This window comes from Acuticoccus sp. (assembly GCF_965213555.1).
Lineage (GTDB): Bacteria > Pseudomonadota > Alphaproteobacteria > Rhizobiales > Amorphaceae > Acuticoccus.
Genome location: NZ_OZ243890.1, coordinates 353,811 through 377,782, shown reverse-complemented (window position 1 = coordinate 377,782; position 23,972 = coordinate 353,811). Strand labels below are relative to the sequence as shown.

22 protein-coding genes and 3 pseudogenes are annotated in these 23,972 nt (G+C 69.8%); 9 read left to right on the top strand and 16 right to left on the bottom strand.

The annotated features are described in order from the left end of the window. The first annotated feature begins 17 nt into the window (after positions 1 to 17). Complete coding sequence (gene rpsD / locus ACOOE8_RS02010; protein ID WP_420393225.1) at positions 18 to 641, top strand: 30S ribosomal protein S4; 624 nt, start codon at positions 18 to 20, stop codon at positions 639 to 641. Positions 642 to 727: 86 nt separating this feature from the next. Here rpsD and ACOOE8_RS02005 read toward each other — a convergent pair whose 3' ends face one another. The 3 genes and pseudogenes from ACOOE8_RS02005 to ACOOE8_RS01995 all read right to left on the bottom strand — a co-directional run. After that, on the bottom strand, positions 728 to 880 hold the full coding sequence (locus ACOOE8_RS02005) for a hypothetical protein (RefSeq protein ID WP_420394753.1): 153 nt from the start codon (positions 878 to 880) through the stop codon (positions 728 to 730). A gap of 170 nt (positions 881 to 1,050) precedes the next feature. Then, a pseudogene (locus ACOOE8_RS02000) lies at positions 1,051 to 1,164 on the bottom strand (hypothetical protein); the annotation flags it as partial. Between the two features lie 107 nt (positions 1,165 to 1,271). Further along, positions 1,272 to 1,943 (bottom strand): annotated as a pseudogene (locus ACOOE8_RS01995) (DUF2254 family protein); the annotation flags it as partial. A gap of 27 nt (positions 1,944 to 1,970) precedes the next feature. On the opposite strand from ACOOE8_RS01995, the gene gatB reads away from it, so the two are divergent. Beyond that, positions 1,971 to 3,482: an Asp-tRNA(Asn)/Glu-tRNA(Gln) amidotransferase subunit GatB gene (gene gatB, locus ACOOE8_RS01990; protein WP_420393224.1), complete on the top strand. Its 1,512-nt coding sequence runs from the start codon at positions 1,971 to 1,973 to the stop codon at positions 3,480 to 3,482. Between the two features lie 53 nt (positions 3,483 to 3,535). Here gatB and ACOOE8_RS01985 read toward each other — a convergent pair whose 3' ends face one another. From ACOOE8_RS01985 to ACOOE8_RS01960, 6 genes and pseudogenes are all read right to left on the bottom strand, one after another. Then, positions 3,536 to 4,246 carry a hypothetical protein gene (locus tag ACOOE8_RS01985; protein ID WP_420394598.1) on the bottom strand — a complete coding sequence of 237 codons (711 nt, stop codon included), beginning with the start codon at positions 4,244 to 4,246 and terminating at the stop codon, positions 3,536 to 3,538. Positions 4,247 to 4,333: 87 nt separating this feature from the next. Further along, positions 4,334 to 5,503, bottom strand: a pseudogene (locus ACOOE8_RS01980) (aconitase family protein); the annotation flags it as partial. Continuing rightward, positions 5,496 to 6,002, bottom strand: a complete 507-nt coding sequence (locus ACOOE8_RS01975; RefSeq protein ID WP_420393223.1) for a TRAP transporter small permease — start codon at positions 6,000 to 6,002, stop codon at positions 5,496 to 5,498. The pseudogene ACOOE8_RS01980 and the gene ACOOE8_RS01975, both read right to left, overlap by 8 nt. A gap of 5 nt (positions 6,003 to 6,007) precedes the next feature. Then, positions 6,008 to 7,039 carry a TRAP transporter substrate-binding protein gene (locus ACOOE8_RS01970; RefSeq protein WP_420393222.1) on the bottom strand — a complete coding sequence of 344 codons (1,032 nt, stop codon included), beginning with the start codon at positions 7,037 to 7,039 and terminating at the stop codon, positions 6,008 to 6,010. Between the two features lie 26 nt (positions 7,040 to 7,065). Then, the gene (locus tag ACOOE8_RS01965; RefSeq protein WP_420393221.1) at positions 7,066 to 8,364 is read right to left on the bottom strand and encodes a TRAP transporter large permease; all 1,299 of its coding nucleotides are present in this window, start codon (positions 8,362 to 8,364) and stop codon (positions 7,066 to 7,068) included. Positions 8,365 to 8,485: 121 nt separating this feature from the next. Next, complete coding sequence (locus ACOOE8_RS01960; RefSeq protein ID WP_420393220.1) at positions 8,486 to 9,676, bottom strand: CaiB/BaiF CoA transferase family protein; 1,191 nt, start codon at positions 9,674 to 9,676, stop codon at positions 8,486 to 8,488. A gap of 172 nt (positions 9,677 to 9,848) precedes the next feature. Here ACOOE8_RS01960 and ACOOE8_RS01955 point away from each other — a divergent pair, with 172 nt between their 5' ends. The 6 genes from ACOOE8_RS01955 (at position 9,849) to ACOOE8_RS01930 (ending at position 16,937) form a co-directional block, all read left to right on the top strand. Next, on the top strand, positions 9,849 to 10,526 hold the full coding sequence (locus ACOOE8_RS01955) for a GntR family transcriptional regulator (protein WP_420393219.1): 678 nt from the start codon (positions 9,849 to 9,851) through the stop codon (positions 10,524 to 10,526). A 475-nt stretch (positions 10,527 to 11,001) separates the two neighbouring features. Next, complete coding sequence (locus ACOOE8_RS01950) at positions 11,002 to 12,075, top strand: glycosyltransferase (RefSeq protein ID WP_420393218.1); 1,074 nt, start codon at positions 11,002 to 11,004, stop codon at positions 12,073 to 12,075. Next, complete coding sequence (locus tag ACOOE8_RS01945) at positions 12,072 to 13,730, top strand: ABC transporter transmembrane domain-containing protein (RefSeq protein ID WP_420393217.1); 1,659 nt, start codon at positions 12,072 to 12,074, stop codon at positions 13,728 to 13,730. The genes ACOOE8_RS01950 and ACOOE8_RS01945 overlap by 4 nt, the downstream gene beginning before the upstream one ends. Continuing rightward, on the top strand, positions 13,727 to 13,867 hold the full coding sequence (locus ACOOE8_RS01940) for a hypothetical protein (RefSeq protein WP_420393216.1): 141 nt from the start codon (positions 13,727 to 13,729) through the stop codon (positions 13,865 to 13,867). Before ACOOE8_RS01945 ends, ACOOE8_RS01940 begins: the two co-directional genes overlap by 4 nt. Then, positions 13,867 to 15,069 carry a glycosyltransferase family 61 protein gene (locus ACOOE8_RS01935; protein WP_420393215.1) on the top strand — a complete coding sequence of 401 codons (1,203 nt, stop codon included), beginning with the start codon at positions 13,867 to 13,869 and terminating at the stop codon, positions 15,067 to 15,069. The genes ACOOE8_RS01940 and ACOOE8_RS01935 overlap by 1 nt, the downstream gene beginning before the upstream one ends. Further along, on the top strand, positions 15,066 to 16,937 hold the full coding sequence (locus ACOOE8_RS01930; protein WP_420393214.1) for a glycosyltransferase: 1,872 nt from the start codon (positions 15,066 to 15,068) through the stop codon (positions 16,935 to 16,937). Before ACOOE8_RS01935 ends, ACOOE8_RS01930 begins: the two co-directional genes overlap by 4 nt. A 42-nt stretch (positions 16,938 to 16,979) precedes the next feature. On the opposite strand, the gene ACOOE8_RS01925 is transcribed toward ACOOE8_RS01930, so the two are convergent. The 5 genes from ACOOE8_RS01925 to ACOOE8_RS01905 all read right to left on the bottom strand — a co-directional run bounded on the left by ACOOE8_RS01925 (position 16,980) and on the right by ACOOE8_RS01905 (position 20,922). Then, positions 16,980 to 17,558 carry an acyltransferase gene (locus ACOOE8_RS01925; RefSeq protein WP_420393213.1) on the bottom strand — a complete coding sequence of 193 codons (579 nt, stop codon included), beginning with the start codon at positions 17,556 to 17,558 and terminating at the stop codon, positions 16,980 to 16,982. A gap of 142 nt (positions 17,559 to 17,700) precedes the next feature. Beyond that, positions 17,701 to 18,300 carry a hypothetical protein gene (locus tag ACOOE8_RS01920; RefSeq protein ID WP_420393212.1) on the bottom strand — a complete coding sequence of 200 codons (600 nt, stop codon included), beginning with the start codon at positions 18,298 to 18,300 and terminating at the stop codon, positions 17,701 to 17,703. Positions 18,301 to 18,362: 62 nt separating this feature from the next. Then, positions 18,363 to 19,202: a sulfurtransferase gene (locus tag ACOOE8_RS01915; RefSeq protein WP_420393211.1), complete on the bottom strand. Its 840-nt coding sequence runs from the start codon at positions 19,200 to 19,202 to the stop codon at positions 18,363 to 18,365. Then, a complete protein-coding gene (locus ACOOE8_RS01910) occupies positions 19,202 to 19,903 on the bottom strand; it encodes an alanyl-tRNA editing protein (protein WP_420393210.1) in 702 nt (233 codons plus the stop codon). The genes ACOOE8_RS01915 and ACOOE8_RS01910 overlap by 1 nt, the downstream gene beginning before the upstream one ends. Next, positions 19,900 to 20,922 (bottom strand): cysteine synthase A, encoded by a 1,023-nt coding sequence (locus ACOOE8_RS01905; protein ID WP_420393209.1) that lies wholly within the window; start codon positions 20,920 to 20,922, stop codon positions 19,900 to 19,902. The genes ACOOE8_RS01910 and ACOOE8_RS01905 overlap by 4 nt, the downstream gene beginning before the upstream one ends. Positions 20,923 to 21,027: 105 nt before the next feature. On the opposite strand from ACOOE8_RS01905, the gene ACOOE8_RS01900 reads away from it, so the two are divergent. Beyond that, complete coding sequence (locus ACOOE8_RS01900; RefSeq protein ID WP_420393208.1) at positions 21,028 to 21,579, top strand: SRPBCC family protein; 552 nt, start codon at positions 21,028 to 21,030, stop codon at positions 21,577 to 21,579. Here ACOOE8_RS01900 and ACOOE8_RS01895 read toward each other — a convergent pair. Both ACOOE8_RS01895 and ACOOE8_RS01890 read right to left on the bottom strand, forming a co-directional pair. After that, on the bottom strand, positions 21,518 to 22,414 hold the full coding sequence (locus tag ACOOE8_RS01895; RefSeq protein ID WP_420393207.1) for a GAF domain-containing protein: 897 nt from the start codon (positions 22,412 to 22,414) through the stop codon (positions 21,518 to 21,520). The two genes, ACOOE8_RS01900 and ACOOE8_RS01895, sit on opposite strands and share 62 nt — an antisense overlap. A gap of 413 nt (positions 22,415 to 22,827) precedes the next feature. Then, positions 22,828 to 23,835, bottom strand: a complete 1,008-nt coding sequence (locus ACOOE8_RS01890) for a polyprenyl synthetase family protein (RefSeq protein WP_420393206.1) — start codon at positions 23,833 to 23,835, stop codon at positions 22,828 to 22,830. Positions 23,836 to 23,972: the final 137 nt, after the last annotated feature.

The following is a 23,972-nucleotide window of genomic DNA, read 5'->3' as shown; positions in this document are numbered from 1 at the left end:
CGTCAGGAAAGACGTTGATGACGAAGCGACACAGCCAGAAGTACAAGATCGACCGCCGCATGGGCGAAAACATCTGGGGACGGCCAAAGTCCCCGGTAGGCGCCGGCCGCCGCGAGTACGGCCCAGGGCAGCACGGCCAACGGCGCAAGGGAAAGATGAGCGACTTCGGCCTGCAGCTGCGCGCCAAGCAGAAGCTGAAGGGCTACTACGGCTCGATCTCCGAGAAGCAGTTCCGCGGGATCTACGACGAGGCGGTGCGCCGGCGCGGCGACACCTCCGAGCAGCTCATCGGGCTCTTGGAGAGCCGCCTCGACGCCGTCGTCTACCGCGCGAAGTTCGTGGCGACGGTGTTCGCCGCGCGTCAGTTCGTCAACCACGGGCACGTCAAGGTCAACGGCCAGCGCGTCAACATCGCATCCTACCGTTGCAAGGCGGGCGACGTGATCGAGGTGCGGGAGAAGTCGAAGAACCTGCTGGCGGTGCTCGAGGCGGTCAGCCTCGCGGAGCGCGACGTCCCCGACTACCTCGACGTCGATCACCAGAAGATGACGGCCTCCTACGTGCGCGTCCCCCAGCTTGGCGACGTCCCCTACGCCGGCAGGATGGAGCCGAACCTCGTCGTTGAGTTCTACTCGCGCTGATCTGGCCGCACGCGGAAGCACCGCCGGCGACGAGCGCAAGCGACGTCCCCAGGCGTGCTCAAATTTGAGCACGCCTCAGGGGGTCGTCACATGCGTGTGGGCGCAAGCGACCTTGGGGTGCTGCGGCCCTCAAGCGCGGCGCGGGCCCGCGCGGCCTCCTCCTCGATGGGGGCAAGGGCGGCCTCGCTGTCGGCCGCGGACGTCGCGCTCTTGACGACGCGCTCGATTTCCTCGGCCAAGGCCGGCCGCAGCCTCGGGTCCGCCGGGACGCCGACGTCGCGCAGCAGCGCGAGGAGGCGGACGGAGACGGCCGGCTCGGCCGCACCGAAGGGCCGCGGCTGGCCGCACGACAGGCGCGCACGTAGTCGATCAGTCCAAGGGACGGCATTGCGACCACCGCCCCGTGCGGTCCGAACTTCTTGACGTGGCGCAGCAGGCCGCGGCGCGGCAACTCGCACAGCAACATCGCCAGGTGGTTGACCGCCTGACAGGCCGTGTACGGGTCGTTGAGCGACGGCGACATGGCACGCACGGCGACGTCGACGAGCTGGTGGAACGTAGGCGACGTCGAGGCAACCGGCCGCTGGGCGACCAGACGTGGGCGAGCGCGGTGCCGGCGACGACGAGGTCGCCGACGCCGGGCTGCATCCTGATCGAGGCCCCCTCACGGATCGCCGGCGCGGCAGGCACGCCGAGGTCCACGTCCTGGAGGTAGCCCGTGCGCTCGGCCGCAACGGTCCCGGCGTGATGCGGCACGTCGGGCAGCTCTTGTCGAGCGCCATCGTGCGTGACGCCGAGTTCCGCGGTCCTCAGCGCGCGGTCCAAGGCGGTCCGCGTCTCCGTCTCGACGCGCTGGGTGGCGTCGTGCACGCGGATCACGTTGGTGATGTGCTGCGCAAAGTACGCCACCACCCCGGCGCAGGCCGTGAACCGGACCATGCCGCCGAGGACCGCAACGCCGGGGAAACAAGCACTGGCGCTCGGCGGCAGCGACCGCAACACGGCGAGCATGGAGGCCACGGTCCCGGCGAAGACGCCGAGGGTGATCTTGGTCCCGCGGTCGCGCACGAAGTTTTGCAGGAGGCGCGGCGGGTATTGCTGGTGGACCGTCTGGAGGCCGGTGATCGTGAGCGAGAATATCACACTGAGCGCGGTCACGAGGCCGCCGACGAGCGCGGTCAACAGCGTGCGGGCTCCGGACGCATCGGCGCGGAAAAGGCCGCCTTCACCAATGCTCGGCCCAGCGGCTTGTTCGTCGCCGGCATCGGCGAGCCGGTTGCAGCGCGCCGCGGCGAGCGACATAACCCTCGGACGCAAGGGGATTGGCCCATGAACGAACACGCGCTTGCACGGGCCCGCGAGCCGATCGGCAGCCGCCGTGCCGCGCCCGAGCAGCTGATCCGCGGCGCCGCCGACGACTGGGAGGTCATCGTCGGCCTGGAGATCCACGCGCAGGTCCAGTCCCGCGCGAAGCTGTTCTCGGGTGCCTCCACCGCGTTCGGCGGCGAGCCCAACGACCACGTGAGCCTCGTCGACGCGGCGATGCCGGGGATGCTGCCCGTCATCAACGAGGCGTGCGTCGAGCAGGCGGTGCGCACCGGGCTCGGCCTGCGCGCGCGCATCAACACGACGTCGCGGTTCGACCGCAAGAACTACTTCTACCCGGACCTGCCCCAGGGCTACCAGATCTCCCAGTACGCGCACCCCATCGTCGGCGAGGGGGAGGTGTTCGTGGACATGGCGGACGGCGAGCGCATCGTCGTCGGCATCGAGCGGCTGCACCTGGAGCAGGACGCCGGGAAGTCGGTGCACGACCTCCACCAGGGCCGCTCGTCCGTGGACCTCAACCGGTCGGGCGTCGCGTTGATGGAGATCGTCTCGCGGCCGGACCTGCGCTCGGCGGAGGAAGCCCGCGCCTACCTCACCACGATGCGGCTCATCCTGCGCACGCTCGGCACGTGCGACGGCGACATGGACAAGGGCAACCTTCGCGCCGACATCAACGTGTCGGTCCGCAGGCCCGGCGAGCCGCTGGGCACGCGCTGCGAGATCAAGAACGTCAACTCGATCCGCTTCGCCGGGCAGGCGATCGAACACGAGGCAAGGCGGCAGATCGGCATCCTGGAGGACGGCGGCGCCGTCCTCCAGGAGACGCGCCTTTTCGACGCGCGCACCGGCGAGACACGCTCCATGCGTTCCAAGGAGGAGGCGCACGACTACCGCTACTTCCCCGATCCCGACCTCCTGCCCCTCGTCCTCGACGAGGCGATGGTGGAGCGCGTGCGATCCTCGCTCCCGGAGCTGCCGGACGAGAAGCGCGCGCGCTACGTGAAACTCGGGCTCTCACCCTACGATGCGTCGGTGCTCGTCGCGGACGTCGCCGCCTCGGCCTACTTCGAGGCGGTGGCGAAGGGGCGCGACCCGAAGGCCGCGGTGAACTGGGTGAACAACGAGCTCCTCGGTCGGCTCAACAAGGAGGGGATCGCCATCGAGGCCTCGCCGGTGTCGGCGGCCCAGCTCGGTGCGATCCTCGACCTCCTTGCCAAGGACGTGATCTCGGGCAAGATCGCCAAGGACCTGTTCGAGGTCGTGTGGACGGAGGGAGGCGACCCTGCCGAGATCGTGGAGGCCCGCGGCATGGTCCAGGTGACCGACACCGATGCCATCGAGGCCGCGGTTGATGAGGTGATCGCTGCGAACCCCGACAAGGCAGAGCAGGCGAAGGCGAAGCCGAACCTTGCCGGCTGGTTCGTCGGACAGGTGATGAAGTCCACCGGCGGCAAGGCGAACCCCAAGGCCGTGGCGGCGACGGTGCGGCAGAGGCTCGGCATCGAGGGCTGAGACCCCGCCGTCCGCAGCGCGCAGCCTCGGTTGGGACGAGGGCGGACGGCGCCTCATCCCTGGCGGAGGGGTGCCCGGGGACGCGCGCGACGAGTCCTGGCGCGCACGTGGTTGATGATGCCGCCGGCGAACAGGACCTCGACCTGCCGCGAGCTCAGCTCGTGCGCGAGCTCGAGGCTGCGCGGCCCGTCGGCGCCGTCGACCTCGATCCGGACCGTCGGCCCGCCGTGCACCTGGGCTCGCAGCTCCCTCACGGTCAGCCGCGCGCCTGCGGGCAGGTGGTCGCCGTCGCCCAGCATGAGGGGCAGAACGCCGAAGCTCGCAAGGTTCTGCCAATGGATCCGGGCGAACGAGCGCGCCAGCACGAGACGCAGGCCGAGCAGGCGAGGCACCAAGGCCGCGTTCTCGCGGCTGGACCCCTGCCCATAATTTGCCCCCGCGACGATGGCATGCCCCTCGGGCGAGGCCTCGGCCCGCTCGGGGTAGCTCCGGTCGAGGTGGTGGAAGGCGTACTTCTGCGTCTCGAACACGTCGGACCAGAACGGCAGGATCCGCCCGGCCGGGATGATGTCGTCGGTGGAGATGTTGTCGCCGAGGCTGAGGAGAACGGGCACGGTGAACTCGTCCCGGATCGGCTCGATCTCAGGCAACGAGGGCGTGTGCTTGGTCTGGTAGAGGGGTGGGCGGTGTCCGGGCCTCGGGCGGACCAGGCCGGCATCGTTGAGCGGCTGCGTCGCCGGCTCGTCGATCCGCGGGTAGGGCATGTCGAGGGTGCGCGGGTCGGTGATGACGCCGGCGAGGGCCGACGCCGCGGCGGTCTCGGGGCTGCACAGGAAGACCGAGTCCTCCGTCGTCCCCGAGCGCCCGGGGAAGTTGCGTGGCACCGTGCGCAGGCTGTTCTGACCGCTCGCCGGCGACTGGCCCATCCCGATGCAACCGTTGCAGCCCGCCTGGTGGAGCCGCGCGCCGGCGGCGATCAGCGGGCCGAGCTTGCCCGTCGCGACGAGCTGCGAGAGCACGTGCCGCGACGACGGGTTGACGTCGAGCGAGACGCCGTCGGCGACCCGCTTGTCGGCGACGATGTCGGCCACCACGGCGAAGTCGCGGTAGCCAGGGTTGGCCGACGAGCCGATGTAGGCCTGCGCGATGGGTTCCCCGGCGCACTCGCTGACCGGGACCACGTTGTCCGGGCTCTGCGGCCTCGCGATCAGCGGCACGAGGGTCGACAGGTCGATGGCCTCGTGGCGATCGTAGCTCGCGCCGCGGTCGGCGGCGAGCGGTCGCCAGTCCGCCTCCCGTCCGCGCGCGGCGAGGAAGCGCCGCGTCCCCTCGTCGGACGGGAAGACGGTCGAGGTCGCGCCGAGCTCCGTCCCCATGTTCGCGATCACGTGCCGGTCCATCGCCGAAAGGCCGTCGAGCCCTGGCCCGTGATATTCCATGACGTGGTGCTTGGCGCCCGCGACGCCGTGACGGCGCAGGAGCTCGAGGATGACGTCCTTGGCCGAGACTCAGTCCGGCAGCGTCCCCGTGAGCTCGACCCCCCAGACCTTGGGCATCGCGAGGGTGAGCGGCTCGCCCGCCATCGCCATCGCCACCTCGACGCCCCCGGCACCGATGGCGAGCATGCCGAGCGAGCCGGCGGCCGGCGTGTGGCTGTCCGAGCCCACGAGGGTGCGGCCCGGCACGCCGAACCGCTCCATGTGCACCGGATGACTGATGCCAGTGCCTGGGGAGGAGTAGACGATCCCGAACCGCTCGCAGCCCGACTTCAGGAAGGCGTGGGCGTCGGCGTCGATCTCGTTCGACTGGACGAGCCCGTGGTCGATGTACTGGACCGAGGGCGACGTGGCGACGCGCTCGATGCCCATCGCCTCGAGCTCGAGCATCACGAGGGTGCCGAGCACGTCCTGGAGCAGCGCCTGGTCCACTCGGAGGGCAACCTCGTCGCCGGGGACCAGCTCGCCGCTGACGAGGTGGTCGGCGAACAGCTTCTGGGTGAGGTTGAGCGGGGTGTCAGACAACGGCGCTGCCCTCCTGCGGCCTGGGCGGCTCGCGGAAGGCGTTGATCGCGAACTGCAGCCCGAGCGTGCCGAAGCCGATGGGCAGCATCGCGTAGGGGATCCACGTCGGCGTGCCGAACGCGCTCGACACGCGCTCGCCGTAGGACCACGCGTCGTAGGTCATCAGCGCACCGCGCCACGTCAGGATCGCGCAAAGGGCGATCCCCACGACGCAGGTGATGGCGCCGAGCAGGCGGCGCATGGTGGGGCTCGCCCTGTCCGGCCAGAGCGAGATCGCGATGTGCTCGCCCCGCCGGTGCACGTCCGCCGCCGTCATCACCGCAAGGTAGACGACGAGGTAGGAGTTGATCTCGAGGGACCACGAGGTCGGCGCGGCGAAGAAGTACCGCACGGTCGCATCGTAGCAGATCGTCAGCGCCATGAAGGCGAGGGCGGCGAGCCCGACGACCTGCAGGACCCTCCCGAACGCCTCGACCACGTTCACCGGCAGGGCGAGCATGGGCGTCAGCTCTCCTCGCCGAGCGCCAGGGCGATCGCGCGGTTGCCGACGTCCTCGCCGACCTCCTGGACCCAGGCCTCGCGGACGTCCTGCGAGGCCTCCTCGAGGCGCTGCATCGCCGCCTCGTCCGGCTCGATCACCTCGATCCCGGCCTCCTCGAACGCCGGCCAGTACTTGGCCTCGAAGTACTCCGTGTTGGCCGCCTTGGCGCTCTCGGCATCGAACCACTCGGCGCCTTCGAGGATGGCGTCCTTCGCTTCCTGCGGCAGCGCGTCCCAACGGTCCTTCTGCATGAAGATGCCGATGGAGAACGACGTCAGCGGCAGCTTGTAGACCGCCGCGGTCTGCTCGTTGAGGTCACGGCCGTTGATCGTCGAGATGTTGGCGACGGCCGCATCGACGGTGCCGCGCTGCATGGCAAGGTAGAGCTCCGAGGAGGGGATGCGCACCGCAGCGCCGCCGAAGTCCTCGACGACGTTGGTCGCCTCGAACGAGACGACGCGGATGCGCTTGCCATCGATGTCCTCGATGGAGGTCACGGGGGCCGCCTCGGTGCTCCAGATGTACTCGGGCTCCATGAGGCCGCCGCCGAGGCTGAGGAGCTCGAGGCCCTGCTTGGCAAGCTCGTCCCTGACGAGCTCGAACAGCGGCGAGCCGCGCTTCAGGCGCTCGGGGTGCTCGTAGAGGTCCTCGACGACGCCCGGTAGGCCGGTGATGCCGAGGATCGGCAGCGAGCGGGTCACGTAGCTCGTCGTATGGAACATCAGGTCGATGTTGCCCGAGCGCAGGGCCGGGAGCTGCTCGTCGGCCGAGACGAGGCGGCCGGAGTCGTAGAAGTCGATCGTGACGGCGTCCGGGTTCGCCTCGTTCACCCGCTCCACGAAGCCCTGGTAGCCGAACGCGAGGTCCTCGTAGGACGGCGGGATGTAGGTGACGCCGGTGATGGTTTCCTGGGCGCGCGCCGCGAGCGGTGCAGCCGCAAGCGCTGCGCCGACGGCGACCGCGCTGACGGCGGCCAAGAGGGTGCGTCTGTTCATTCGTATCTCTCCCTTTCGATCTGTTCCTACTTGACGAGGCTCGGAAGCCACAGGCTGATCGATGGGAACAGGACGAAGACGATCAGCAATGCGAACTGCACGAAGACGAACGGGACGACGGACCGCACGATCTCCTCGAGGCGGAGCGACGGCACGACCGCCTTCAGCGTGTAGAGGTTCAACCCGACCGGGGGTGTGATCACCGCGATCTCGAGGTTGAGCACGAGGATGATGCCGAACCACAGGGGATCGTAGCCGAGCGTGGTGATGAGCGGCAGCAGGATCGGTGTGGTGACGACGATCAGCGAGACCGCGTCGACGAGCATGCCGAGCCCCACGAGGACGAGCATCACGAGGATGAGGATCGCCTCGGGTGGAAGGTCGGTTCCCACCAGCGCGCCGGTCACCGCGTCCGGCACGCGAACGAGGTTGAGGTAGTCGCCGAAGATGCGCGCGCACCCCATGATGAGGAGGATCGCCCCCGAGATGCGCGCCGACGATCCGAGGACGCGAAGGATGCCGCGCACGTCGAGCGACCGGAAGACGAACACCGCGATCACGAACGCGCCGAGCGCGCCAAACGCCGCCGCCTCGCTCGGGGTCGCGATCCCGCTGTAGATCGCGCCGAGCACGAACGCGATCAGCGCCAGCGCGTGCCAGATCCCGGCAAGCGCACGCAGGCGGTCCGCCCAGGTGACGCGCTCGCCCACGTAGGGCGGCGCCTCCTCGGGGAAGATCAGCACGCGGACGTAGAGGTAGAGCGCGAGCGCCAGGGCGAGGGCGAGGCCTGGCACGATGCCGCCGATGAAGAGGTCCGCCACCGAGACCGAGGAGACGGCGCCGTAGATGATGAGGGGCACCGACGGCGGGATCAGCATGGCGAGCGCTCCCGACGAGACGACGCTGCCCGCCGCGATGGTGCGGCTGTAGCCGCGCTCCAGCATCTGCGGCACGGCGATGGAGCCGACGGCGGCCACCCCTGCGATGGACACCCCGCTGACGGCGCCGAACACCGCCGATGCGCCCACGGTCGAGATCGCGAGGCTCCCGCGTAGCCAGTGCAGCCAAGCGACAGCGGCGTGGAAGAGGTTCATCCCCACCGGCGTCGCGGCGAGGAAGTTGCCCATGAGCACGAAAAGCGGCAGCGCGAGCAGCTCGAAGCTGTTGAGCTGCCCGAACAGCGAGGTCGGGCCGAAGAAGAACGCCAGCGAACCGCGCGCCATGTAGAGGCCGAGCAGCCCCGACGCGCCGAGCGCGAGGAAGATGGGGGAGCCGATCGCGATCAGGCCGAGCAGCGTGACGACGACGATGATGGGCTCGATCATCGATGGATGACCTCGACCTCAAGCAGCAGCTCACCCGCCATGGCGTTTCCTCCCGGAGCTCGTTGGCCGCCCCGCTCGTTGGTTCGATGTCGCGCGCGGCGCCCCGGCCGCGAGCGGTCGCTCAGATGATGGCCTCTACGCGGGCCCGCTGGAGCGCCGCCTCGTCCCATCCGAGCCAGTCGCGCAGCACGTCGTCCGTGTGCTCGCCGAGGCGTGGCCCCGTGTGCCTGACGGCTCCGGGCGAGGAGGACAGCTTCGGGAACACACCCTGCATGGCGACCTCGCCGAGGTCCGGATCGTCGACGTGCAGGATCGCCTCACGTGCCGCGAAGTGCGGGTCGGCAAGCATGTCGGGCGCGCGATAAGTGAGCCCGGCCGGGACGCCTGCGGCGGACAAAGTGTCGACCAACCATTGAGCGTCCTTCGTCGCGGTCCACTCGGCGATGATGTCGTCGAGCTCGCCTTGATGGTGCCCGCGGGCTTGATGGGACTTGTAGCGCTCGTCCGTCGCAAGGCCCGGGCGGCCCATGACGTCGGCGAGCCGGCGGAACAGGTTGTCCCCGTTGGCGCCGATGATCACCGGGACGCCGTCGGCCGTCGGATAGGCGTTGGATGGCGCGATGCCGGGCAGGATGCTGCCGGCCCGCTCGCGCACGTGGCCTCCGGCGTCGTACTCGGTGACAAGGCTCTCCGTCACCGAAAGCACCGCCTCGAAGATCGACGCGTCGACCTGCTGGCCGCGGCCCGTCCGCGCGCGCTCGTGCAGCGCGAGGAGCGCCCCTTGGAAGCCGAGCTGCCCGGCCAGCGTGTCGCCGATGGAGATCCCGGCGCGCACGGGCGGCCGGTCGGGGAAGCCGGAAATGTAGCGCAGGCCTCCCATCGCCTCGCACACCGACGCAAAGCCGGCACGCTCGCGGTAGGGACCCGTCTGGCCGAACCCCGATACGCGCACCATGATGAGGCGCGGGTTGATCGCGCTGAGCGCCTCGAAGCCGAGGTTCCACTCCTCCATGCGGCCGACGCGGAAGTTCTCGACGAGGATGTCCGCGCGCTGGGCGAGCTCGCGGACTACGTCCTGGGCCGCCTCCTTGCGCAAGTCTAGGGTGATCGACTTCTTGTTGCGGGCGATGACAGGCCACCACAGGGTGCGGCCCTCGGCATCGGCGCGGCCCCACTGACGCATGGCATCGCCGGTTCGCGGGGGCTCGACCTTCACGACCTCCGCGCCGAAGTCCGCGAGGAGCTGGCCGCAGTACGGCCCGGCGATGAACTGACCGAGCTCGACGACCTTGATCCCCTGGAGCGCTGCCACCCCGTCCCTCCCCAGCGACCGCGTTGGTTTGACGGGCGGTAAGACCGTCGCCAGAACACGCAGCTCTCGCGAGTGCCCCTACGGCCATTGTGTACAATATGTCAAGCTGGACCTGGATCCTCGTTCTAATACCGAGTTGTTGTGTCCAGTGCGCGGCTGAGGGGCTGAGGCCATGACCAGGAAGGGTGATCGCGGCGGCGCAAGGCGTGCAGCCGATCGCGTCTACGAACTCGTCCGCGAGGACATCGTCGCTGGCCTCCACCCGCCCGGCGGACGGCTCGGCGAGGAGACGCTGGCGGACCGTCACGCCGTGAGCCGGACGCCGGTGCGCGCGGCCCTTGCCCAGCTGGCCAGCGAGGGCTTCGTCGTGATGGTCCCCCACGCAGGGGCCGTCGTGGCGCAGCGGTCGCCGCGGGAGGTTCGCGACATCTTCGAGGTCCGCGCGCTGCTGGAGGGCGAGGCCGCGGGCCTCGCCGCGCTGCGCCGGTCGAAGGATGAGGCCGATGCGCTGGGGGGCATCGCCGGTGCCATGGAGGCGGAGTTCGCGGTCGGCTTCGACGTCAGCCGGTTGTCGAAGCTCAACCAGGACTTCCACGCGAGGATCCTCGATGCCGCCGGCAACCCGACCCTCAAGCGCTCATCGGAGCTTCTCATGGCGCTCGGCTTCCTGGTCCACACCTACGCCAACTTCGACGGCGACGACGTCCGGCGAAGCCTCAACGACCACCGCAACCTGACCGCGGCCATCGCCAGCCGGGACGCCGAGTGGGCGCGGGCTGTCATGCGATCCCACATCCTCGGGGCCAGCAACGTGCTGAGGTCGCGCATCCAGCAGGAGCCCTGCCCATAGACGCCCGCCCGGAACGATCGCGGCGCCAGCTCGCTCTACGTTCGATGCTGGCCCGCGAGGGGTCCGGCGCAATTGCAGCGAGCGGCCATCCTCCGAGGTGCTGAAGCGAAGACCGTCCAGTGCGGATGTGCGTCCGGACGGGCATCGGCGCTCCATGTCGCCGGCACGAACGCTCAGCGCTGCGAGCCGGGCCGGTAAGAGTGACCTTCCCTCCACGCACCGGTTCGTTGGTTCCAGCCACCCCATGCCGTTGAGATCGGCGAGCTCGCTCCGGATCGGACTTGAGATGCCGCGATCATCGGCGATCATTCATCGGCGGCTGCAGGGGCGTCCGGCGGGCCTGCGTGCCGCATTGGCCCGTGCCATCCCGCACATCGCGAACTTGGCGTGGATCGCACCCCCTCGGCAACGTTGCTCGGGTCGTAAGCCGACCACGCTGATCTATTCCGTCGTCAACCGCGACGAGGCCGGTGGCGTGCAGGGCGTCGTTCGGCGCCTCATCGAGGACTTGCGTGCCATGGCCGTGTCGGTGACGGACGTCTGGTCCCATGGCGTCGCGCCGCCGACCGTCGAGCGCGACGCCTGGCGCTGCCCCTTGCACATCAGGACGGACGCCGTCGGCCGGGTGAGGGCACGACCCCTGCACGCCCCCTCGCTGGTGCGTCTGACGCGCGGGCTCGTGAAGGTTCGGCCCGACGTCGTCAACGTGCACTTCATCACGTCCGAAGCCCTCTACTTCGCGCGGTTGCAGCGGCTGTTCGGCTATCGACTGGTTCTCTCGGCGCACGGGAGCGACCTGTTGCTTCCGCAGATGAGTTGGCAGGGCGCGCTGCCGGAACTGCTCCGTCGGGCGGACGCCGTCACCGCCGTCTCCGAGGAGGTTCGACGCGCCGTCATCAGGGAGGGCGGCCTCAGCGAGGACGACGTCGACGTCATACCGAACGGCATCGACATCGAGTATTGGCGTCCGGCACAGGCTTGCCAACGCAAGGGCACCGTCGCAGTGGGTCGCCTGGAATCAGTGAAGGGCTTCGACCTATTGTTGCATGCGTTCGCTGGATTGTCGGCGCGCGGGAGCCGAACGAGCCTGACCTTCATCGGCGACGGGCCGCAGCACGCCGCGCTGCGGGACCTTGCCGACGACCTCGAGATCGCAGACCGCGTCGAGTTCACCGGTCGCCTGGATCGCGACGCCGTTCGACGCCGTCTGCACGCCGCCGAGCTTTTCGTGATGCCCTCGCGCAGCGAAGGCCTGCCGCTCGCCCTCCTCGAGGCCATGGCCTGCGGGCTTCCCGTCGTCGCAACGCGCGTCGGCGGCATGCCTGAGGTCGTTGGATCGGACGCTGGGCTGTGCGTCGAGCCAGAGGACCCAGGAGCGCTCGAGCAGGGCATGCGTCGCCTGCTCGACGATCCCGAGGGCGCTGCCGCGCTCGGCCGCGCAGCGCTCGCTCGAGCGCAGGACTTCTCCGCTGAGGTGGTGGGTCGTCCGTTCCTGGCCCTCTACGAACGGGTGCTCGACACGCACCCGCGCCAGGACACCCGTCGATGATCCCGGCGTCGTTCAGGCGGCTCTACGCGCTCCTCACACCACGCGACCGTCGCAATGCCGGCATCCTCTTCGCGATGATGTTGGTCGGCGCCGTGCTCGAGGTGCTGGGCGTGGCGTCCGTGCCGGTGTTCGTCGGCGCGCTGGTCAGCGAGGATCTGCTGCGGGACTATCCAACCGCGGCCGCAGCGCTGGACGCTCTGGGGCTGGACACCACGGTGGAGCTCGTCCTTTGGGGCGCGGGCGCGCTCATCGCGATCTACGGGCTGAAGTGCGCGTTCCTCCTCGTCAATCATTACGGGCAGGTGCGCTACGCGACGCGGCGCAGGGCGGACCTCGTTCGCAGGCTCATCAGGGCCTACCTCAGCGCTCCGTACGCGATGCATTTGAAGCGCAACAGCTCGGAGCTCATCCGCAACATCGATCGCGAAGCCTCCATCATCGCCTACCAGCTCATCGGCACGGTCCTCGACTTCTGCACCCAGCTCCTGGTGCTCGTCGCGGTGTTCGGCCTCCTCTTCGTCGTCGAGCCGGTGGTGACGCTCTACTGGATCGCCTTCTTCGGCGCGATCGGGATCGTGGCCGTGCTCCTGGCCGCCAAGCGCCTGCGCCGGTACGGCCAGCGTGACCAGAAGGCCCGCGCCGCCTTCGTGCAAATCCTTTACGAGGCCTTCGGCGGCATCAAGGAGGCCATGGTCCTCAACCGCGAGGGCTACTTCGCCGACCGCGTCGACGAGGTGAACAGGACGATCGCCGAGGTCCACCTCTACAAGCACCTGTTCAGCCGATCCATCATGCCGGTCTCGGAGTTCGTCGCCGTCGTCGGCATGCTGATCCTGACGGCCGCGTTGGTCCTCTCGGGTCGTTCCACCGAGTCGGTGCTCATCACGCTCTCGCTCTTCGGCGTCGGGCTCGTGCGGCTGCGGCAGACGGTGAGCGGGGCGATGCTGTACTGGACGAACCTGCGCTACAACCTCGTCAGCGTTGATCCGGTCTTCGAGGACCTCAGCCTGCTGGAGGGGAAGGGCCGGGACATCTTCAGTGCGCCCCCTCAGCCGATCAACCTCAAGGACGAAGTCGCGCTACAGGACATCTGGCACCGCTACCCCGGTGCCAAGGAGTTCGCGCTGCAGGACATCAACGTGACGATCCCGAAGGGTGGGGCGATCGCGTTCGTCGGGAGCACCGGCGCGGGGAAGTCGACGCTGATCGACGTTCTGATGGGGCTCCTGCAGCCCGAGCGCGGCGGCGTCTTCGCCGACGGCACGGACGTGCGCGAGCTCGGGCTCGCACGCTGGCGCGCCAGGGTGGGCTACGTGCCTCAGGCCATCTACCTGCTCGACGATACGATCCGGCGCAACATCGCCTTCGGTGTCCCCGACGAGGCGATCGACGAGGGGGCGTTGGGCCAGGCCATCGAGGCGGCGCAGCTCGGTGCGTTCCTGGCACGCCAGTCCGACGGGGTGGCTACGATCATCGGTGAGCGCGGGGCGCGACTGTCCGGCGGCGAGCGACAACGCATCGGATCGCCCGCGCGCTCTACCACGATCCGGAGGTCCTCGTCCTCGACGAGGCGACGTCCTCCCTCGACAACTCCACCGAACGCGCGGTCGTCGGCGCGATCGACAAGCTGCGCGGCGAGCGGACGATCATCATGATCGCGCACCGCCTCAGCAGCGTCGCCAACTGCGACCGGCTCTACTTCCTGAAGGACGGCGCGATCGAGGCCGAGGGCACCTTCGACGAGCTCGTTTCACGGCACGACGACTTCCGCCTGATGGCAACGGTGGAGTGATGGGGGCGACGAAGGACGCTGCCATCCTGCGACGCGACCTCGCCGCGACCCGCCCGCGTGGCTCACGCCTCCCCATGGCCGCGGTGCGACGTGGCGTGCCGCCCGGCTGGTTCGGGTGGCGTTGGGTACCCGAGATCCTGCCGGACGGTCCGGTCGGACCGCACGATGGCATCGCCGTCGAGACGCTCCACCCGGTCGCTCACGCGAATTACCCGCTCCCCAGGAACGTCGCCTCGGCCGAGGAACTCTACGGCGACGCCGGTTGGTGGGGGTTCTCCATGCGCGAGGTGCCGGCACGCACGCTCGCGCCGACGTTTCAGCTCACCCTGAAAGACGCGCTGATCACGTCGTTCGACGAGCCTACGAGCGGCAACTTCTACCCCGCGATACTGACGCGGACGCACCTCGCGCTGCGCCTGCGGGAGATGGTCTTTCGCGGGGGGCATGCGATGGCCCTGCGATCGGCCGCCGCCCCCGTCACGGTCCCGCGTGGCGCCTGGATCGCCGAGCGCGTTTACCACAATCACGCGCATTGGGTGACGGCGCATCTGCCCAAATTGTGCCTGCTCGAGGAGATGGGTCTCCTCGGCGACCTCATCCTCCCGCGCCGACGCGGTGCCGTCATCGACGCGTGCGTCGAGCTGTTCGGCGTCGACCCGGCGAGCTGCGTTCAGCACGACCCGTCGCGACCCCTACGGGTCGGCGAGCTCACGGTCTTCTCGACCGACCGGTTCCGCCCCGAACTCGTCTCGAAGGTCCGCAGCCGACTCGGCCGCCCGGCATCGCGTCCCCATCGCAACATCTTCATCTCGCGGGCCAAGGTGCATGGGCGCAGCGTGCACAACGCGGCCGAACTCGAGCGCGTCCTCGAGCGGTTCGGCTACGAGCCCGTCGTCATGGAGAGCCTACCCTTTGCCGAGCAGATCGCGCTGATGGGCGAGACCAGGCGTCTGTTGGCACCGCACGGCGCCGGGCTCAGCAACATGATGTTCTGCGCGCCGGGCACCGACGTCATCGAGATCTCCGAGCCGAGCTTCCCCAACCCGAACTTCTACGCGCTGGCGAGCGCGCTCGAGCTCAACTACTGGATCACCAAGGCGCGCTACGTCGGCCCCCCCACGGGCTATGCGGTCAACCGGGAGCTCGAGGTCGACGCCGATGGCCTCGCGAGGCTGCTCGCCGACGTGGAGGCGGCGGGGTGACCATCTCCGTGATCGTGCCGGTTCACAACGGCGCGGCGCACCTTGCCCAGACGCTGCAGACGCTCGTGAACCAGACGCGACCGGCGGACGAGCTCATCGTGGTCGACGACCGCTCGGACGACGGCTCCGGCGACGTCGCCGAGGCGTTCGGGGCGGACGTGCGCGTCGTCCGAGGGGCGTTCGGCGGTGCGTCGGCGGCAAGGCTCGCGGGGCTCTCGCACGCCCGTGGGGACAGGCTGATGTTCCTCGACGCCGACGACCTGCTCGGCCTCGACGTCCTTGCCGCGCTCGATGCGACCCTCGATCGTCATCCGACCGGCATCGCCTGCTGCACCTGGATGCGCTACGCCAGGACGGGCGACGGTTGGATCGCGCAACACGCGTCGTGCGCACCGCTCAGGAGTGACGATCCGCTCACTGGCTGGCTCGAGGGCTGGTATCACCCGCCCTGCAGCATCCTTTGGTCCCGCGAGACGTACGAGGCCAGCGGTGGCTGGGACGCCGGCACCTTCCTCAACAACGACGGCGACCTGATGATGCGGGCGTTGGTCGCCGGCGGCCGCCTGATCCACGCACCGGCTGGCGTCGCGTACTATCGGCGTGCGGACGGGAGCTCGGGTTCGCTGAGCGGGCACCGCAGCACCGCGAAGGGTCTGGCATCGCGCCAGCGCGTCCTCGATCGACTGGCGGACCTCCTGCGGGTTGAGGGCAGGCTGGCACCCTACCGCAGCCCCCTTTCGCACGCCTATGAGCGCATCGCGGTCGAGGCGCGGCCGGTGGACCGGGAACTTGCCGAACGGGCCGCCGCCTCCGCTGCCCTGTGTCGTCGGGCAGGGCAGGCCGGTGTCCGGCACGGCGGGCCGCGCGCGCGCGTCGCCCCACTGATCCGCGAGCGGCGTGCCACGTTGCGACGCAGCGTCGCCGAGACCATGCCTCGGACCCCGCCATCCGATCCGCTCGTCTCGGTCGTCATTCCGACGTACAACCGCGCGCACCTCCTCGGTGGGACGTTGGAGTCGGTGCTCGCGCAGACGTTCCGACGCTTCGAGGTCTTGATCGTCGACGATGGTGGTGACGACGACACCGAGGCCATCGTCGCGGCGCTCGACGATCAGCGCCTCTCCTACATCCGCCAGCCTCGCAACGGCGGCGTCGCTCGGGCCCGGAACCGCGGGCTCGATGCGGCCCGGGGCGACTACGTCGCCTTCCTCGACTCCGACGACCTGTGGCGCCCGGGCAAGCTCGCCGCTCAGGTCGAACTTATGACCGGCAGTCCGGACCGGGTGGGCATCATCTATACGGGCGTCGAGGAGCACGGCGCGGACGGGAGCGTCATCCTGTCCCGCCCCGATCGACGCGGCGACGTTTGGGTGGACATGCTTCAGTCCAACGTCATCCACGGGGGCGCATCGAACGCCCTGATGCGCCGAGCGGCCGCCGACATCGTCGGCGGCTTCGACGCCACCCTGCCGGCCGCGGAGGACTACGACTACTGGCTGCGGGTCTGTCGGTTCTTCGCGGTCGACTTCGTTCCGGACGCCCACGTCGTGTACCTCAACCCGGCGGCCGACATTCGGGAGCGCCGATCGCGCAACTTCGCGGCGAACCGTGCGGCTCGCGCGATGCTGTTCGAGCGCTACCGGGAGGACATGATGCGCGCCGGCGTCGCTCACCGCTTCCTGCTCGACACCGCGCGTCGCGAGCTCACCGCGCCCGATGGCGTCCCGACATCGGCCCTCAAGACCCTCGCCCGGGCGGCGCGGCACAACCCGGCGGATCCGGCGATCTACAAGTGGGCGCTGGCAGGCATGCTCCCTTGGTCGGTGCGCGCACCCCTCACCGACGCGATCTACCACGCCCGCGCGTGACGCGCGCCGCTTGCCGGACGCACGTCGGTCGGGCGCGGCACCTCAGGCCCAGGTCACGCCCTGGCGGACCACCCTGGCCGGCACGCCCACGCACAGCGATTGGGCCGGAAGGTCGCTCGTGACGACCGAGCAGGCGCCGACGACGGACCCCTCGCCGATGCGCACGCCCTTGTAGATCTTCACATCCTCGGCGAGCCAGACGCGCGGCTCGAGGACGACGTCCCCCGCCGGGTTGAGCCACTCCCCCGTCGCGACGTCGACGACCTTGTGCATGTCGTTCGTGCGAATGCGGACGTTGGCCAGCAGGCAGCCCGCGCCGATCTCGAGCGTCGCGCCGCCGGCCACGATGAACTGCGACTTCTTGATGATCCTGACCCCGTTGCCGATCACGATCCGCGTCGCGTGGAGGTCGAAGTCCGCCGCCTGGTTCACGAACACGTCGTCGCCGATGACGATGCTCGTCGGAGCGCCCTTGCCCAAGAAGCGGAACTTGGCGTTGCGCAGCCTCACGTTGGCGCCGAACGTCAGCTGGTGGCCCCTGCCGCGAAACACCACGCTGCACCCGCGATGCTCGGAAGGGTACCCCTCGATGACGTTCCCTTCGGCTCCGCGAACGTCCATCGACGGCCCCACCTCTCCGGGGTCATTGATCCATAAGACGCGTGGCCGTCAACGCAGCGCGGTCGAGCGATGGAGCGCCGACGGGACGGCAGCGCGACTGCCGCCCAGGAAGCAGAAGGGTTGGAGCGCTGAGATCAAAGGTTCAGGCCGCGCGCGTCCGGGGACCGGCATCGGCCGTCGCCGCACGGTGTGCCTTGCGCAGCCAATCCGACAGCGGTTGGTCCGGCAGCCGGGCGAGGCGAAGCGCGTCGAGCGCCGCGCGAAGCTGCGTCGCGCTCGCCGAGCGCAGCATGATGGAGCGGCCCGTCGCCTCCCAATCCGGCACCTCGAAGGTGCTGACGGTGGCGCTCACCGGACCCCTCGTCATCCGTTGGGACTTGATGAGGACGCTCGCCTGACGCAGCGCCGGGTGGGCGAGCGAGTCCACGAGGCGTTGCGCGGTCCGCCCGTCGATCTTCAGCGTTCCGATCGCCGGCGGGAGCACTCGGCCGATCATGTCGAGCGCCGTCCCGTCGAGGGGGAGGTCGGCCCGGAGAAGCTCGTCCTCCACGCGCAGCCCGTCGACGAAGCGACGGCGCGTGAGCTCGATCCTGCGCGCCGAGACGAGCGCGAGGGTGTGGCCACCGCCCACGAGGTAGTGCCGCGCCCAGCTCGCCGCAGCAGGCTCGTGCTGCCAGGCACGCAACGTGGCCGGCTCCGCTGCCACGATGGCGTGAAACTCGAAGATGTCCTGGTCCGACATACACCCCTCGACCTACACATACCAATGCATCTTGGCAGCGTGCGGTTAACCGAAGGTAGATGTCAGGCCTGTGCCGGGGCTGCCGGTCCCTTCGCGACGGGGCGATCGGTGTCGGCGCCCCACTCGGTCCACGAGCCGTCGTAGACCGCCGACGACCCGCCGACCTCCTCGAGCGCCAAGGACAGGATGGCCGCGGTGACGCCCGAGCCGCACGTGGTGATGGCCGGCCGGTCGAGGGCGACGCCGGCCTCCTCGAACGCGCTGCGCAAGGCGTCGGGGGGCTTCAGCCGACCGTCGGCGTCGATGAGGCTCGCGTAGTGCAGGTTCCGCGCCCCCGGCATGTGGCCAGAGCGCAGCCCGGCGCGCGGCTCAGCGGCGCGTCCCTCGAAGCGCTCGGACGAGCGCGCGTCGACCACCGGCCGGCCCTCCTGAAGCGCCTCGGCAACTTGCTCGGCGTCGGCGAGGAGCTCTGGTCGCAGCCGTGCGGTGAAGGTCGCGACCTCGGGCACGCGGGGTGGACCCGTCTCGACCGGGTAGCCCTCGCGCACCCAGCGTTCGAGCCCACCGTCGAGCACCTTCGCGTCGTGCCCCATCACGCGGAACATCCACCACGCCCGGGGCGCGGCGAACGGCGCACCGCCCTCGTAGACCACGATTTCGGTGTCGTTGGAGATGCCCAGCGCTCCCACCATCGCGCCGAACGCCTCGGGCGAGGGCAGGGTGTGCGGCAGCCCGCTCGCGACATCGGCGATGCGCTCGATGTCGAAGCGCAGCGCTCCGGGAATGCGACGCGCCTCGAACTCGGCGGCCGCGTCGCGGCGACTGTCCGGCATGGGCAGGGAGGCCTCGAGCACGGTGACGCGATCGAGGCGGGCGTGGAGTTCGGCAGGATCGATGCGCATCAGTCCACCAGGCTCAGCCGGACGCGGCGGTTCTGCCGGCCCTTCTTTTCGATCTTCGTGACGGCGACGCGACCGACCTCGGCGGTGGAGGCGACGTGCGTGCCGCCGCACGGCTGCAGGTCGACGGAGCCGATGCGCACCAGGCGCACCCGTCCCGAGCCGCGCGGCGGCTTGACCGCCATGGTCTTCACGAGGTCAGGGTTCGCGTCGAGCTCCTCGTCGGTGATCCACTCCGTGGTCACCGCGTGGGCACCGTCGACGAGGTCCTGCACACGCTCGGCCAAGGCGTCCTTGTCGAGCTGCGGGTCGGGGATGTCGAAGTCGAGCCGTCCGTCGCCGTCGCCGATCTGCCCGCCGGTCACCGGGTAGGGCAGGGCGACCGATAGGAGGTGCAGCGCGGTGTGCACGCGCATGAGCCGGTAGCGTCGCGGCCAGTCGAGGTGCTGCGTGACGGACGTGCCGGCGGGGGGAGGGGAGGCGACCGCAAGGTGGATCGAGGCGCGGTCCTCGCCATAGCGCGCGTCGGTGACGGCGAGCGCGTCGCCGCCGTCGAGCTCGAGCCGCCCGGTGTCGCCGGGCTGCCCGCCGCCGGCGGCGTAGAACACCGAGCGGTCGAGGCTGAGCCACCCCTCGCCCGCCTCGGTTACGACCCCATCGGCCGAGGTGAGGTAGGCGTCATCGCGGAACAGCGGTGTCGTCACTGCGCGACCTCCTCGAACGGGACTGCGATGGACGACCGAGCCTCTAGCCAGGAAGGCACCGGGAGACCCTTGGAGCGCAGGAACTCGGGGTTGTAGAGCTTGGAGGCGTAGCGGCCGCCGTAATCGCACAGGATGGTCACGATGGTGTGGCCAGGCCCCATCTCCCGCGCCATGCGGATCGCCCCCGCGACGTTGATGCCGGAGGATCCTCCCAGGGTGAGGCCCTGGTCCCTCACGAGGTCGAAGACGATGGGGATCGCCTCCTCGTCGGGGATCTGGAACGGCATGTCCACCTCGACCCCCTCGAGGTTCGCGGTGACGCGGCCTTGCCCGATGCCCTCGGTGATGGAGGAGCCCTCGGAGCGCAGCTCGCCGTCCGCGTACCAGTGGTAGAGCGCCGCACCCATGGGGTCGGCGATGCCGATCTTCACGTCGCCGAACTCCTTCAGCGCCATGGACACGCCGCCGAGCGTGCCGCCCGAACCGACGGCGCAGATGAAGCCGTCCACGCGGCCATCGGTCTGCTGCCAGATCTCCGGCCCGGTGCCCTCCACGTGGGCGCGCCGGTTCGCCGTGTTGTCGAACTGGTTGGCCCAGATCGCCCCGTTCGGCTCGCTGCCGGCGAGCTGCTCGGCGAGGCGGCCCGACAGCTTCACGTAGTTGTTCGGGTCGCGGTAGGGCACCGCGGGGACCTCCACCAGCTCGGCGCCGGCGTGGCGGATGGCGTCCTTCTTCTCCTGCGACTGCGTCTCGGGGATGACGATGACCGTGCGAAACCCCATGGCGTTGCCCACCAGGGCGAGCCCGATGCCCGTGTTCCCGGCCGTCCCCTCGACGATCACGCCGCCCTTTTGGAGGGCGCCCCGCTCCATCGCATCGCGCACGATGAACAGCGCGGCGCGATCCTTCACGGACTGCCCAGGGTTGAGGAACTCGGCCTTGCCGAGGATCTCGCACCCGGTCTCCTCGGACGCGCGTTGCAGCCGCACGAGCGGCGTGTTGCCGATGAGTTCGATCATGCCGGTTCCCCCCGCCGCCCGGCATAGGCCCCCACCGCCCGGCCATCAAGCGCACCGCACATCGGCCTTTCCGCCCGCGCCGACCCGCTTATATCCAACCCGGCCATGACGACCGCCCACCTCACCGACCTGCGCGCCGGCCGGCCGGCGCCGACGATGCCCCCCGGCAACGGTTACAGGATGGTCGGGGCGGGAACGGTCACCGTGCCCATCGATCGATGGGAGCTGTGGGACATCGTGATGGACGAGCGCCGCCTCGCAGCCGCCATCCCCGGCGCCGAGACGCTGCGTCGCGCGGACGAGGATGGCGCACGGGTCTACGCGGCGGACGTCGGGATCGGCGTCGGCTTCGTGCGCGGTACCTGGCATGTCACCGCGCGCTTTGCCGAGTGCGTGGCCCCAGAGAGCTTGGTGCTCTTCGGCGGGGCTCGTGGTCCGCTCGGCAACTCCACCGGCGAGGGATGGGTCGACTTCGACGACGACCCCACCGGCACACGGGTCAGCTACGCGTATGCGATCCTCATCAGCGGCACGGTGGCAAGGGTCGGCGGGCGGCTGCTCGATGCCGCCGCGGGCCGGCTCATCGCGAAGTTCTTCACCCGCCTCGCTCATGCGGTCGAGCGCGGCGCTCCAGACCGGGCGGACCAAGTCGGCTGACGCTGTCGCCCGTCGGCAGCTCGGACAGGACGAGGCGCCAGACGAACTCGCCCATCTCAGCGACGTGGCTGATCGACGCCCGCGCCGGGACGATGGCGCCGTCCGCCGCGGCCGCCTCCACGAGGATGGACCTAACGCGATCCTGCCCCTCGGCCAACGCGGCGAAGGCCTGCTCGAACATCGTGAGGAGGCGCTCCCACCCGACGATGTAGTGCCCCACGGGCGCACCAAGCAGCGCGTCCGTCGGCGCGCGCAGCAAGCGGTTGGCCGCGCGGTTGGCGAACGCCACGAGCCCGCCCTCGGTCACGGTGAGCACCGCCGCGTCCGAGCGCTCGGCCACGAGGTCGAACTGGTCCCCACGCACGGGCCCCATGAGCCGCGTCGCGGTGTGTTCGATGGCCTCGCCGCACAGCGAGGCGAGCGACATCAAGGCGTCGAGCGCGTTGGGCTCGGGGGCCTGGCGAGCGGCGTAGTCGACGGCGCACAGGACCCCGATGGTGCGACCGCGGACGGTGACGGGGGTGCCCACGTAGAACCTCGTGTGCGGGTAGGCGCGCACCATGACGTTGTCGGCGAAGCGTGGGTCGTTGGCCGCGTCGAGGACGACGAAAACGCCGCCGCGCGCCACCGTCCAGCGCGAAAACAACGTGAGGCCCGGCTGGAATGTCAGGTTGCTCGACGACGCGTCCGGCAGTTCAGGCCCGTCGGTGTCGGCAAGGTTCACCATCGCGGTGGGGCAGCGCAGCAGGTGCCGCGTGATCGCCGAGACGGTCGCGTGCTCGGGCGAGGACAACCACTTGATCGCGGCGATCCCCATCAGCCGCTCGGAGCTCATCGTCGGCCGAGGCCTTCCTGCCCGGCGCTAAAAGGGAGGGAGCGCGCACCAGCACCATCCCGGTCCACCACCCCCGATCGAGGCAAGTTGTTCACGACAGGAACCGTGCAAGTAGCGAAGAACGCTCGTTGCAACTATTCGTTTTCGCTGCGTTCATTGTACTTCAAAGAACTACTCGTGCCAGGCAGAGTGCACGTAACGGCGAACATCATCAGACTGGCTGAGATTGTCAACGGCCAAGCGACGTTGCGCGCCTCGCCCGCCTTGCATCGTGGCGCAATACTGAAATGATGCGAATTATAGTAAAATATGAGGGCAGTTGGTGGCACCGACGAGGCCAAGGTGCGCTCAGCGGCTCCGTCGGGGACGACGGAGGGGGCAACCTCCGCTTCGGGGAGGGGGCCGAGGTCCGCCTAGTGCAGGCGGCTCACCGCGAAGCCGACGACGTCGGCGATGATGTCGCGCATGTGGCACGCCGGAGCCCGTGAGAGGTCCTGCAGCGCCCGGTCTGCGAAGCCGCGAGCGCGCCGCCGCGCTTCGTCCAGCGCCCCCGTGGAGCGCACGAGCACGACCGCCGTGGGGACGTCCCCGTCCTCGACGTCGCCGCGCTCGATGCAGCGTTCCCAGAACGCCCTGTCGGCAGCGTCCCCTCGCGCGTAGGCAAGGAGCACCGGCAGCGTGGCCTTCCCCTCGCGCAGGTCATCGCCGACGTTCTTGCCAAGCGCGCCCGCATCGCCCTCGAAGTCGAGCACATCGTCGATGAGCTGGAAGGCGAGGCCGAGGTGCCGGCCGAACGACTCAAGGCTGGGACGGTACGCGGACGCGCCGGCGAGGATCGGGCCTGCTGCGGTCGCCGCGGCGAACAGCGCGGCCGTCTTGGCGTCGATCACCGCCATGTAGTGCGCCTCACCCACCGACAGGTTCTTCGCCCCGGCGAGCTGGCGCACCTCCCCTTCAGAGATCGTCGCGGCGGCGCGTGAGAACACGTCGAGCGCCTCGAGCGAGCCCACGGCGACCATGAGCTTGAACGCCTGGCCGAGCAGGAAGTCGCCGACCAGCACGCTCGCCTGGTTGCCCCAGATCATGCGCGCGGCGGGGCGGCCCCGTCGCATGGCGCTCTCGTCGACCACATCGTCGTGGAGCAGGGTGGCGGTGTGCATGTACTCGACCGCCGTCGCGAGCTTCACATCGCCGTCGCCCTCGTAGCCGAAGAGCTTGGCCGTACCGAGCGTCAGCATCGGGCGGATGCGCTTGCCCCCTGAGGAGATCAGGTGATCCGCGATCGCCGGGATCATCGCGACGTCGGAGCCCGCATGCTCGAGGATGAGGGCGTTGACCTCGCTCAGACGATCGGCGACGCTTGAGCTTAGCCGATCGATGTCGCCGGACGCGGACGGTGCTGTCGCGGCGGGCGCCGTCACGGGGTCGCTGCGAGCGTGTGGAGCATGTTGGGGACCATAGGCGCACGCCTTGGCCCGGGCAAGCGGTGGCGCGGGCCAAGGCGTCGCGGCGCGCAGGTCGCGAGGCCGGGCGGCGCCACCGGAGCCCAACCGTCACG

Coding starts and splice junctions, on each gene's coding strand:
- rpsD (WP_420393225.1), top strand. CDS start 18: ATGACGAAGCGACACAGCCAGAAGTACAAGATCGACCGCCGCATGGGC.
- gatB (WP_420393224.1), top strand. CDS start 1,971: ATGAACGAACACGCGCTTGCACGGGCCCGCGAGCCGATCGGCAGCCGC.
- ACOOE8_RS01985 (WP_420394598.1), bottom strand. CDS start 4,246: ATGCCCTACCCGCGGATCGACGAGCCGGCGACGCAGCCGCTCAACGAT.
- ACOOE8_RS01975 (WP_420393223.1), bottom strand. CDS start 6,002: ATGCTCGCCCTGCCGGTGAACGTGGTCGAGGCGTTCGGGAGGGTCCTG.
- ACOOE8_RS01970 (WP_420393222.1), bottom strand. CDS start 7,039: ATGAACAGACGCACCCTCTTGGCCGCCGTCAGCGCGGTCGCCGTCGGC.
- ACOOE8_RS01965 (WP_420393221.1), bottom strand. CDS start 8,364: ATGATCGAGCCCATCATCGTCGTCGTCACGCTGCTCGGCCTGATCGCG.
- ACOOE8_RS01955 (WP_420393219.1), top strand. CDS start 9,849: ATGACCAGGAAGGGTGATCGCGGCGGCGCAAGGCGTGCAGCCGATCGC.
- ACOOE8_RS01945 (WP_420393217.1), top strand. CDS start 12,072: ATGATCCCGGCGTCGTTCAGGCGGCTCTACGCGCTCCTCACACCACGC.
- ACOOE8_RS01940 (WP_420393216.1), top strand. CDS start 13,727: ATGATCGCGCACCGCCTCAGCAGCGTCGCCAACTGCGACCGGCTCTAC.
- ACOOE8_RS01935 (WP_420393215.1), top strand. CDS start 13,867: ATGGGGGCGACGAAGGACGCTGCCATCCTGCGACGCGACCTCGCCGCG.
- ACOOE8_RS01925 (WP_420393213.1), bottom strand. CDS start 17,558: ATGGACGTTCGCGGAGCCGAAGGGAACGTCATCGAGGGGTACCCTTCC.
- ACOOE8_RS01920 (WP_420393212.1), bottom strand. CDS start 18,300: ATGTCGGACCAGGACATCTTCGAGTTTCACGCCATCGTGGCAGCGGAG.
- ACOOE8_RS01915 (WP_420393211.1), bottom strand. CDS start 19,202: ATGCGCATCGATCCTGCCGAACTCCACGCCCGCCTCGATCGCGTCACC.
- ACOOE8_RS01905 (WP_420393209.1), bottom strand. CDS start 20,922: ATGATCGAACTCATCGGCAACACGCCGCTCGTGCGGCTGCAACGCGCG.
- ACOOE8_RS01900 (WP_420393208.1), top strand. CDS start 21,028: ATGACGACCGCCCACCTCACCGACCTGCGCGCCGGCCGGCCGGCGCCG.
- ACOOE8_RS01895 (WP_420393207.1), bottom strand. CDS start 22,414: ATGAGCTCCGAGCGGCTGATGGGGATCGCCGCGATCAAGTGGTTGTCC.